Here is a 10331-nt window from a genome sequence, read left to right as displayed (position 1 = left end):
CCAATGTCGTCGGTGTGCGGATCATGCCGGTGTTCGCGCTCAAGGGTGGTGCGTTCTTCGCGTTGGTGACGGGGCTGACGGCGTTGATGTCGGGTGTGTTCCAGATCAACGCGATCTGGAATCTGGGTCCGTACAACCCGTCGCAGGTCTCCGCCGGTTCCCAGCCCGACTACTACATGGGCTGGGCCGACGGCATCTTGCGCATCTGGCCCGCCTGGGAGGTCTACCTGGGCGACTACCTGATTCCACCGGTGTTCTTCGCCGGGGCCATCGGCATCGCCGTACTGATCGGGGCGCTGATCTCGTATCCATGGCTGGAAAGGAAACTCTCCGGCGACCGGGCGCACCACAATCTGCTGCAACGCCCCCGCGACGTTCCCGTCCGGACCAGCATCGGTGCGATGGCGCTCGCCTTCTTCGTGGTGATCACCCTGTCCAGCTTCAACGACATCATCGCGCTCGAATTCAGTATCTCGCTCAACGTGATGACCTGGGCCGGACGGATCGGCGTCCTGCTGCTGCCGCCGCTGGCGTACTACATCACCTACCGGATCTGCATCGGCCTGCAACGCGGTGACCGGGAAGTGCTCGAACACGGTGTGGAAACCGGCATCATCAAACGCCTCCCGCACGGTGAGTTCATCGAGATCCACCAGCCGCTCGGCCCGGTGGACGAGCACGGCCATCCGCTCGGACTGGCCTACCAGGGCGCCGCGGTACCGAAGAAGATGAACCAACTCGGCTCCGCCGGACACGCCGTCCCCGGAAGCTGGGTCACGGCCGACCCCGCCGAGGACGCCATCGCGCTCCACGGTGCGAACGGCAACGGGCACAACGGGAACGGCAGTGGCGCGGCGAACGGGCGTGCGCGACCGGACGGCGAGACAGGCGAGCGCCCGGCGACGACAGGCGCACAGGAATCCTGATCGACCCAGGTGCGACAGCGCTGCGCACGCGAGGATTCACTCACCCGCCCGGTAGCGGTTTGGCAGCGATTCCGGCGGGTACCCCAGGAGAAGGCGAGATGCCGCAGACCGCGGCACAGAACGCTCGTCATAGCCACCAACAGATTCCGGAGAGCATTGATGAGCAACATCACCGAGTCCGTCGACGTCGCCGTGGACGTGCCCACCGCGTACAACCAGTGGACGCAGTTCGAATCCTTCCCGCAGTTCATGGAGGGCGTCGACGAGATCCGTCAGACCGACGACAAGCACCTGCACTGGAAGGTCAGCGTCGGCGGGGTCAGCCGCGAGTTCGACGCCACCGTGACCGAGCAGAACCCGGACGAGCGCGTGGCATGGCGCTCTGACGACGGCCCCCGGCACGCGGGCGTGATCACCTTCCACCGGATCGACGACAAGACGAGCCGGGTTACCGCGCAGATGGACATCGACCCCGAGGGCGTCGTCGAGAACGTCGCCGACAAGCTCGGCATCCTCGACCGGCGGGTGAAGGGGGACCTCAAGCGATTCAAGGACTTCATCGAGTCCCGCGGTGGTCACGAGACCGGCGCGTGGCGCGGCGACGTGGACCGCTCCGGCGCCTGATACGCCTCGGCGTGCGCGACCGGCCGGAACCTCGCGCACGTCGGGCCCCACCTCCTCCGGCCCCGGACACACAGGAAAGGCCGCCATGCCTGGCTGGCTCCGCAATCTGCTCGACCGTCGCCGCGGCACCCGGATCCCCCCGGAATCCGGGGCCGGAGACGACCCCGCGGTCGCGAGTACCCGGCGAACCGGCGGTAGTTCCGGCCACGACGGCGGTGACAACAGCGGGACCACCGGTCCTGGCGAGAGCGGGAACTTCGTGGGCCGGGTAGCCGGACAGGACGAGGGTTACGCCGGCCTCACCGGTGCCGAGGCCCGGGCGGACCCGCCGAGAGCGGCCACCGAACCGCTCTGACGCCTGATGCGCGGTGGACGGCGTGGAGCCGAAGCCGCCGTACCATCGGCAGCGGGACCACCCGGCCCCGCCCCGGGCCATGGCGAACGGATCACGCCTTGCGAATCTCCGATCTCACGAATGTCGCCGCGCTCCGGCGGAGCCTGGGCGCGACGTTGTTCGAGCGGGTCGCCGGCCCCGAGGGACCGGCGAACCGCTCCCGGATCCACGACAGTCCCGGCCCCCGCTGGTTCGCACCCGAGCGTCCGATCCGCCGGGTGCACGGCGACGCCGCCATGTTCATCGGCGGACTGCGCGCACTGCTCATGCAGTCGCTGCATCCCCTCGCCATGGCCGCGGTCGCCGCGCACTCCGGTTACCGGGGAGACCCGTGGGGCAGGCTGCAGCGCACCAGCACCTTCCTCGCGGTCACCACTTTCGGTACGTCCACCGACGCACAGGACGCCGTCGATCGTGTGCGGGCCATCCACCAGCGCGTGCGGGGCACCACCGATGATGGCGTGCCCTACCACGCCGCCGATCCTCATCTTCTGACCTGGGTGCACATCACCGAGGTGGACAGTTTCCTGCGGGCTCATCAGCGATATGGCGCCCGCCCGCTGGATCGCGGCGAGTGCGACGAGTACGTGGCGGACACGGCCAGGGTGGCCGGCGCGCTCGGCGCGGTCGACCCGCCCCGATCCCAGGACGAACTCACCGAACGGATCGCCCGTTACCGGCCGGAACTGCGTTCCACCCCCGAGGCCAGGGCCACCGCCCGGTTCATCCTGCTCAACCCGCCCCTTCCGCTGGCTGCCCGCGGCCCGTACGCGGTACTCGGCGCGAGTGCCGTCGCCCTGCTGCCCCGGTGGGCCCGGCTGCCACTGCGGCTGCCCTACCTGCCCGGCGTGGAGCAGACCGGGGTACGACTGGCCGGGCACGGCCTCGTCCGCGGCATTCGCTGGGTGATGACACCACCCGGTTGAGCCGACGTCATCTTTACCATCCACAATGGACTGTCAGATTTCTCGTGGCCGGCAGGTGGTCGAGACTCTCAGGTGAGGGTGTGCTCCCACGCGCGAGGCGCGCTGACCGCGTCCGGACGGTCGCCGAAGCTGCGCCGCCGCAAGGTGGCGGAACGACGGCACAGCCGGAACCACGCCCGGGACACCGCGGTGGACACGACACCGTGCGCGAGCATCTGATCTCGTATCTCCAGCGCGTCCCGGATCGCCGCGTACCCGTGGTCCCGCAGGTCGGCCTCGTATGCCGCGATCGCCGGGACCGGCTCGCTGTCGCCGCGAGCCACCCCGGACAGCGCCATGGTGAGCCTGCGGGCGTCCCGCAGAGCGGTGTTGCCGCCGAGACCTCCGGTGGCGGGCACCGCGTGGATCGCGTCGCCGAGAACGGTGACCCTGCTGCTCGGCCACGGCGCGATCTCCGGTGCCACGCTGAACGTCTGCGCGCTACGGCACGAGGGGTCGGACTCGGCGAGCACCCGCCGCAGGTCCGGATGCCAGCCCGCGACCAGCTCGTCGGCCAGGTCCCGCAGCCCGGCGTCGTCGAGCTCGCGCAGGCCGGCAGGCAGCCGGTCGGCGCGGGTGACCAGAGCGCACAGTACGTACGGCTGGTCGAGGTCGTCCGGCACCGCGCCGCCGAGCGCGGCCAGCCGGTCGCGCGCCCCGGCGGGCGGCCGGTAGGCGGAGGTGAACAGGGAGACGCCGTCGCTGCCGCTGACGAGGTTCATCCCGTGCCCCAGCCGCTCCGGCATCCAGGCCAGGGTCTGCTCGGTCAGGAACAGCTTGTGCGCGATCCCGGCCACCCCGGCGGGGCGGGGAGCGGCCTGCGGCAGGTACTGCTTGCGCACCCGGGAACCGGGGCCGTCCGCGCCGACCAGCACCTCGGCGGTCACCCGGCGGCCGTCGGTGAACTCGGCCGTCACCCGGCCGTCCCCGGCGTCGGTATAGGACCGGAACTCGGCGCCGAAGTGCACCAGGTCCTCGATGCCGGACAGCAGCAGGCGACGCAGGGCGCGCCGGTCCACCGCGTAGTGGCTCTCCACCGGATGCTCGCCTCCCGGATGGGAAATCGCCTCCTCGACGACCAGGAGTTCGGCGAGCCGTTCGGTGAGGAAACCGAAGTCACCGCCGGGCGCGGAGGTCGCCACGAAGGTGTCCCACAGCCTGGCCGGCAGGCAGGCCCGCAGCGAGCGGGCGCCTGCCGGGTCGATGTGGATGCGGTACCCCTCCCAGCAGCTCGCCGGATGCTCGTCCCGCTCGAAGACCTCGACCGGGACGCCCTCGGCGTGCAGGCCCTGGGCCAGGCACAGCCCGCCGATGCCTCCTCCGATCACGACGACCTTCGGTGCGTTCATCATTCCTCCTCTGTGGCCTCGGTGCCGTCCGTCCACACGGCGGCGAGCCGGGCGAACACGGCGGGAGCCAGTTCAGGGGTCAGGCGCACGCCCTTGACCGCGGCGATCACCGTCTCGGCCGTGGCCTCGGCGACCGCCTCGTCATCTCGGCCTGCCGTCACGAACACCCCGGCCAGCGCGGTCCGCCAGCCCGATTCGTGCCGGTCCAGCGCGGCCCGGACCGCGGGATCGCGGCGGGCACGGAGGTCGAGCTCGGCGGTGACCACGAACAGTTCCGGGCGGTGCCGGAGCAGAGTCAGCAGCGCGTCGAGATGGGAGGCCAGCCGGAACCGGGGGTCGGGCCCGGCCGGTGGGGCCGTGACGTGGAACTGCGCCGTCGCGTACTCGGCTACCGCCTCCACGAGATGCTGCTTGGTCGGGAAATGGTGGTGCAGCGTGGAATGGTCGATGCCGACACCCTCCGCCACCTGCCGCAGCCGCAGGCCTTCCAGTCCGCCGCTGGCGACCAGATCGAACGCCACGCGCACCAGTTCGCCACGGCGACCCGCACTCATCTCTCCACCAACCATTTGGTTGAGACTACGGCGAGTACCCGGAAGACGCAAGCACCCGGTACCCCCTCCGTTACGGAGTCCACAGTGGAGGGAGCACCGGGCAGACGCCGCGATGGTCCACTGAGGACACCGGTCGCCTTGCTCGCGAGGGCGCCGGGCGGCAGATCGGACACCGACCGGCCACCGCCGCTATCGTCGAAGTGGAACAAGGCTCTACCCGAGGAGAGACGGAGCAGAAGATGAGTGACCCCGAAGCCGACGGCCCGGACGCGATCGACGCGGAGGTCGTCGAGGAACCGACCTCGGCGGTGGCACCGGCACCGGGCTCGCCCGCGCTTCCCGAACCCGACTACACCGACGCCGGGGTGCCCACCTTCGACTACGTGCGTGACCAGATCGAGAAGCGATACACCACCTCGGCCGGCGCGACCGAATTGGCCGGCCTGGGCACCGAGAACGACCTCGCCTCGCTGGACAAGAAGCTGGAGGACCGCGACCAGGCCGCTCGCGACAAGCTGGCCGAGATCCGCCGGTCGATGGGCAAGGAGTAGGCCCTGTCCCGCGACTGGGCGATCTCGATGTTCGCGCCGGAGTCGCGGGACATGGCCGGTACGGGTCAGCGCACCGTCACCCGGTTGAACAACCGCTTCGCCCAGAGGTAACCGGGCCGGGGGTTGTCCCCACCACGCATCGGGGTGCCGGCCCGCTGGTGCGGGCACTGGCCGCGCGGACAGGGTGACCGCATGTCGAACTCGATGTCCCGACGGGGATTTCTCTCGTTCTCCGCGCTGTCCGCGGCGGCCCTGTCCACGATGGCACTGCCCGGCAGCACCACGGCAGCGTCCGCCCGCTGTCCGGGCCTGGCCCCGATCCGGATCCCGACCGCGGCCGGAACTTTCGACGCCGTGGCCGCCGGCCCCCGGCACGGGCGAAAAGTGTTGATGCTGCACGGTTTCCCCGAGTTCGGGATCGCTTGGGAGGCACAGTTGCGCGCGCTCGGCGCGGCGGGTTTCCGCGCCGTCGCCCCGGACCAGCGCGGCTACTCCCCCGGCGTCCGCCCGGCAGGCGCGCGGAACTACACGCTCGACCATCCGGTGCGGGACGTGCTGGCGATGGCCGATGCGCTCGGCTGGAGCCGGTTCGACCTCGCCGGGCACGACTGGGGCGCCGCGGTCGGCTGGATCGCGGCAGCGCGGCACCCGAACCGGGTCCGCTCGCTGACCGCCGTCTCGGTGCCCCATCTCGGTGCCTTCGCACACGCCCTGCGCACCGATCCGGAACAACAGCGCGCCTCGCAGTACATGGACGTGTTCCGGCAGCCGAGCCCGGTGCCCGAGGAGAACATCCTGCGCAGCGGCCCGCCGACACTGCCGGGGGTGCCGCAGCACCGGAGCGAGGAGTACTTCCGCAGGCTGTCCGAACCGGGCGCGCTCACGGCCGCGCTGAACTGGTACCGCGCGAACGACTTCACCGGTTACGAGGAGCCCGTCACCGTGCCGACGTTGTTCATCGCGGGCACCCGGGATCCGATGGTCGCGCCCTCGGGCGTCCTTGCCACCGGGGACTGGGTGCGCGGACCGTACCGGCTGGCGCACCTGCCCGGCCTGGAACACACCGTTCCCGAACAGGCACCGGCGGTCACCACGGCCCTGATCCGCGGGCACCTGGCGTCCGTTCCCCGCTGACCGTCACCGGTCCGGCGCTCAGATGCCGTGCAGGCCCTGCAGCACTCGCTGCATCAACTCGACGCTGGGCCGCCCGTCCGGCGTGTTGCCCGCCTCCCCGGCCGCGACGAACTGGTGCCCAATCAGATCCGCGACCAGAACCCGCGCCACACCCAGCGGGATACGCAGGTACGCGGCGATCTCGGCCATCGACTGGGCACTGGTGCACATCCGGCAGATCGACGCGTGCTCGTGGCGGGCGAAGCGCTCCTGCCGCAACCCGCGGTCGGTGGTACGCACCAGCATCTCGATCGGCAGGCTGCGTGCGGGCCGGGTGCGGCCACCGGTACGGAAGTAGGGGCGCACCAGTCCGGAGGCGGGCTCGTCCGGTACGTCCCATCCGCGCGGGCCGTACCCGCCGGCACCGTCTGTCATCGGCATCTCCATTCCGCCGGATCGGGTCCGCGGCCACCACCACACGCGCCCGGTTCACCACCACCTCGGACGCACCCGCACCGGCAGTCTGCCCGATCCGCCGGTGAGGCGGTGAATTCCCGCTGGCACAGAGGTCGAATATCGGTGAACTCAATGGTTCCGGGCACGAACTGGCACTTTCCGGCCATCACCTGGCCGGGCGGTAGTACGGTGGCCGACCGTGAGCGAACCGGCGTTCCTGCAGCACACCCGCACGTCCTACGACACCATCGCCGCCACCTACGCCGAGTGGATCCGGCCCGAACTCGCGGCCAGGCCACTGGACCGGGCACTGCTCGGCGTGTTCGCCGAACTCGTGCGGCAGGGCGGCACCGCCCCGGTCGCCGACATCGGCTGCGGTCCCGGACGGGTGTCGGCCCATCTGGACGGACTCGGCGTACCGGTGTTCGGCGTCGACCTGTCGCCGGGGATGGTCGCCCAGGCCAGGAAGCAGTACCCGGCGCTGCGTTTCACCGAGGGATCCATGACCGCCCTCGACATCGAGGACGGCGTGCTCGGCGGTGTCCTCGCCTGGTACTCGATCATCCACGTCCCGGACGCCGAACTACCGAAAGTGTTCGCCGAATTCCACCGGGTGCTCGCCCCGGGAGGCTATCTGCAACTCGCCTTCCAGGCCGGTGACGAGGTCCTGCACCTGCGCGAGGCGAAGGGACACGAGGTCGCACTGGACTTCCGCCGCAGGCACCCGGACCGGGTCGCGGAGGCGCTGGCCGAGGCCGGGCTTGCGGTTCGGACGCGAACGGTGCGCGAACCGGAGACGACGGGCGACTTCCCCGAGTCGACGCCGCAGGCCTACCTGCTCGCCGTCAAACCCGCCGGGACCGCACCCGGCTGAGGCGGCCCAGGCCGCCAAGAGCCCAGTCACCGTCCACTGTGGACGTTCTCATGTCTCGGATGGCGACCGGGCCGAGGGCAGGGTCGGCCGGGTAGCGGTCCGGTTCCCTTCATCGGGAGGCCACGGTGGGATTCGGGGCAGGGCCGCGGGAGTGGTTCGCGCCGTCGACGCGGGGCGGTCTCCGGGCTACGGGTCGTTCCCCGCGGCCCCGTGCGCGCCTGACCTCTTCCGGCCATCGGCGGACCCGGCCGGGTGGCGGCGGAGACGATGAGGGTGATGAAGACTCTGAGCAGGTTCCTGGTGACCACGGCCGTGGCGGCGGCCGTGTGGGCGACCGCGCCGGTGCCCGCGCACGCCGCTCCCCCGCCCGCGGGCACCTGCCCGAACCCCGAGCCCGCGCAGGCGGTGATCACCGAGCAGCCGTGGGCGCAGAAGATGCTGGACCCGGAGACGGTGTGGCAGCACAGTACCGGTGCCGGGGTGCTGGTGGCGGTGGTCGATTCCGGTGTGGACAGTGACCACCCCCAGCTCGGTGGCGACAAGGTGCTGCCCGGTGAGGACTTCTACCTGGTCGGTGACCTGCCAGGGAACTTCGACTGCGCCTCGCACGGCACCGCGGTGGCCGGCATCATCGGTGCGAACCCGGCGGACGGGGTCGGTTTCGCCGGGCTCGCCCCCGGCGCGAGGATCCTGCCGGTGCGCGTCGCCGAACGCGACACCGACGACAACGGCACCAGCCAGGGACTCGACGTCGGCCTGCTGGCGAGCGGTATCCGCTACGCCGCGGACCAGGGCGCGAAGGTGATCAACCTGTCGCTGTCCGGCCGGGTGGACGATCCGGGGGTGCGCGAGGCCGTCGCCCACGCCCGCTCCAAGGACGCACTCGTGGTGGCCGCCGTCGGCAACATGGGTCAGCAGGACCTGCCGGGAGGCCCCACCTACCCCTCGGCCTACGACGGTGTGCTGGGCGTCGGCGCGGTGGACATGGCCGGGCAGCGACTGGCCGAGTCGCAGGTCGGCCCGCAGGTCGATCTCGTCGCCCCGGGCGGCAGCGTCGCCAGTGCGAGCAGGGCGGCCGGTCACCAGTACTGGAAGGGCAGCAGTTTCGCCGCGCCGTTCGTCGCTGCCTCGGCGGCCCTGGTACGAGCGGCGTGGCCGGCGCTGAGCGCGGACGAGGTGGCGGAGCGGCTGAAGGCGACCGCCACACCCGCCCCGGGTGGCCGGGACAGCACGTCCTACGGGGCGGGTCTGGTGAATCCGTACCGCGCGGTCACCGACGAGCTGACCTCGGTGGCCCCGGCGGCGATGCCGATGGTGGCCCCGGCACCGGTCGACCCGGAGCAGGCACGGCTGGCGAGCTGGTGGGACAGCGCGGGGCAGGGTGGCAGGCTGCTCGCTGTCGGCGCTGGTGCGGGTGCCCTGCTCGGCGCCGCGGGCGTCGTGGTGCTCTCCCGCGGCCGTCGTTCCGGCTGGCGGGCCCGGCGGGCCGCACCGGTCGCGGCTACCCGTGAGATCGAGGAGCCGCCGGACCAGGTCTTCCTGCTGCCCCCGCCGAGTTCGGAACGCTGACACCGTTGGAGTTCCGGCGCCGGGATCGTCGCGCGCACGGTCCTCGGCGCGGCGTCCGGGCCCGTCGCCAGGTTTCCCGCAGCGACCGATTCCCCGCACAGCACAAGGTCCACAGAGGACGCGACACCCTGAGCGTCCTCTGTGGACCCCGCTGTGGTGGCGGAAGGACTCCACGCACCCGGAAACGGCGACGGCCGGGGAGGTAGTGCACGGCCGCCGCCGTTTCCGGCTGCGTGGACTCAGATCGAGGTGCTGCCCACCCGGGACACAGCCGATCCGAGTGCGGACTGCAGTTCGGCGTTCGCATTGGTCACACCGCCACGAAGCGCGTCGAGCATCGACTGCTGCGCGGTCGACACCTGCTGCCAGGCCGCGCTCACCTCGCTGAACTGGCCACCGGCGCGGTCCAGCCAGTCGGCCTCGGTGGCACCGGACTGCTGGCGCCAGGTGTCCATCTCCTGCTGCACCCTGCCCACCGTGGACATGATCTGCGAGGCCAGATCGTCGAGCTGGCCGAAATTACCCTTGATCAGCATCTGATCTCCCGATGTCGTGAGCCGCGAGAAACGTGGCTCAGGCGTTGAGGGCCCCGCCGAACGGGCTGTGGCCCTGAGTGGCGCTCAGGCTGGACGCACCGCTCTGGTCGGCGGCCATGTAGGTGTTCGCGGAGAAACGGGTGTTCTCCCCCAGGCTGTTCATTGCCGCGTTCAGCCGCGTGATGCCCTGCTCCCACTGGGCATGCGCCGCGTCGAACTGCGGGCGCGCGGTGCCTTCCCACTGTCCCTTCAGTGCCTCGACGGTGGGCCGCAACGAGGTGCGGTGGCCCTCGATGTTGCCCGCCACGTTGCCCGCCATCTGCGCGCCGCGTTCCAGGCTGTCTGTCACACCGTGAAGCTGATCACCCGCCGGCATGAGGTCTCCTTTTCGTCCGTGCGGTTCGCACCGCGGTGGATGTG

At 71.0% G+C, this 10331-nt stretch carries 14 protein-coding genes; 8 read left to right on the top strand and 6 right to left on the bottom strand.

Annotation, left to right across the window (positions count from 1 at the left end; genetic code table 11):
• The 4 genes from CFN78_RS21415 to CFN78_RS21400 all read left to right on the top strand — a co-directional run.
• Nucleotides 1–926 (top strand): cytochrome b family protein (locus tag CFN78_RS21415; protein ID WP_476692356.1); only part of this gene is annotated, 926 nt, incomplete at its 5' end.
• 159 nt (nt 927–1085) lie between these two features.
• Nucleotides 1086–1550 carry an SRPBCC family protein gene (locus CFN78_RS21410; protein ID WP_094864643.1) on the top strand — a complete coding sequence of 155 codons (465 nt, stop codon included), beginning with the start codon at nt 1086–1088 and terminating at the stop codon, nt 1548–1550.
• Nucleotides 1551–1635: 85 nt separating this feature from the next.
• Nucleotides 1636–1905 (top strand): hypothetical protein, encoded by a 270-nt coding sequence (locus CFN78_RS21405; protein ID WP_094864642.1) that lies wholly within the window; start codon nt 1636–1638, stop codon nt 1903–1905.
• Between the two features lie 98 nt (nt 1906–2003).
• A complete protein-coding gene (locus tag CFN78_RS21400) occupies nt 2004–2870 on the top strand; it encodes an oxygenase MpaB family protein (protein WP_240519600.1) in 867 nt (288 codons plus the stop codon).
• Between the two features lie 68 nt (nt 2871–2938).
• On the opposite strand, the gene CFN78_RS21395 is transcribed toward CFN78_RS21400, so the two are convergent.
• The gene (locus CFN78_RS21395; protein WP_205660602.1) at nt 2939–4258 is read right to left on the bottom strand and encodes an FAD-dependent oxidoreductase; all 1320 of its coding nucleotides are present in this window, start codon (nt 4256–4258) and stop codon (nt 2939–2941) included.
• On the bottom strand, nt 4258–4812 hold the full coding sequence (locus tag CFN78_RS29270) for a TetR/AcrR family transcriptional regulator (protein WP_165777649.1): 555 nt from the start codon (nt 4810–4812) through the stop codon (nt 4258–4260). The genes CFN78_RS21395 and CFN78_RS29270 overlap by 1 nt, the downstream gene beginning before the upstream one ends.
• Before the next feature lie 239 nt (nt 4813–5051).
• Here CFN78_RS29270 and CFN78_RS21385 point away from each other — a divergent pair, with 239 nt between their 5' ends.
• The gene (locus CFN78_RS21385; protein ID WP_094864639.1) at nt 5052–5363 is read left to right on the top strand and encodes a hypothetical protein; all 312 of its coding nucleotides are present in this window, start codon (nt 5052–5054) and stop codon (nt 5361–5363) included.
• 65 nt (nt 5364–5428) lie between these two features.
• Here CFN78_RS21385 and CFN78_RS30160 read toward each other — a convergent pair whose 3' ends face one another.
• Nucleotides 5429–5557, bottom strand: a complete 129-nt coding sequence (locus CFN78_RS30160) for a hypothetical protein (protein ID WP_276307348.1) — start codon at nt 5555–5557, stop codon at nt 5429–5431.
• A gap of 67 nt (nt 5558–5624) precedes the next feature.
• On the opposite strand from CFN78_RS30160, the gene CFN78_RS21380 reads away from it, so the two are divergent.
• Complete coding sequence (locus CFN78_RS21380) at nt 5625–6497, top strand: alpha/beta fold hydrolase (protein WP_094864661.1); 873 nt, start codon at nt 5625–5627, stop codon at nt 6495–6497.
• 18 nt (nt 6498–6515) lie between these two features.
• Here the strand turns inward: CFN78_RS21380 and CFN78_RS21375 are convergent, their stop codons facing one another.
• Nucleotides 6516–6911, bottom strand: a complete 396-nt coding sequence (locus CFN78_RS21375; RefSeq protein WP_094864660.1) for a DUF742 domain-containing protein — start codon at nt 6909–6911, stop codon at nt 6516–6518.
• A 220-nt stretch (nt 6912–7131) separates the two neighbouring features.
• Here CFN78_RS21375 and CFN78_RS21370 point away from each other — a divergent pair, with 220 nt between their 5' ends.
• Together CFN78_RS21370 and mycP are read left to right on the top strand one after the other, a co-directional pair.
• Complete coding sequence (locus CFN78_RS21370; protein WP_094864638.1) at nt 7132–7806, top strand: class I SAM-dependent methyltransferase; 675 nt, start codon at nt 7132–7134, stop codon at nt 7804–7806.
• Nucleotides 7807–8082: 276 nt separating this feature from the next.
• Nucleotides 8083–9375 carry a type VII secretion-associated serine protease mycosin gene (mycP, locus tag CFN78_RS21365; protein WP_094864637.1) on the top strand — a complete coding sequence of 431 codons (1293 nt, stop codon included), beginning with the start codon at nt 8083–8085 and terminating at the stop codon, nt 9373–9375.
• Between the two features lie 239 nt (nt 9376–9614).
• Here the strand turns inward: mycP and CFN78_RS21360 are convergent, their stop codons facing one another.
• Both CFN78_RS21360 and CFN78_RS21355 read right to left on the bottom strand, forming a co-directional pair.
• A complete protein-coding gene (locus CFN78_RS21360; RefSeq protein WP_094864636.1) occupies nt 9615–9911 on the bottom strand; it encodes a WXG100 family type VII secretion target in 297 nt (98 codons plus the stop codon).
• 37 nt (nt 9912–9948) lie between these two features.
• Nucleotides 9949–10287, bottom strand: a complete 339-nt coding sequence (locus CFN78_RS21355; protein WP_094864635.1) for a WXG100 family type VII secretion target — start codon at nt 10285–10287, stop codon at nt 9949–9951.
• Nucleotides 10288–10331: the final 44 nt, after the last annotated feature.

Origin of the sequence: Amycolatopsis antarctica, from assembly GCF_002262875.1 — a bacterium.
GTDB classification, from domain to species: Bacteria; Actinomycetota; Actinomycetes; order Mycobacteriales; family Pseudonocardiaceae; genus Amycolatopsis; species Amycolatopsis antarctica.
This window is presented reverse-complemented; position numbering and strand designations above follow the sequence as displayed.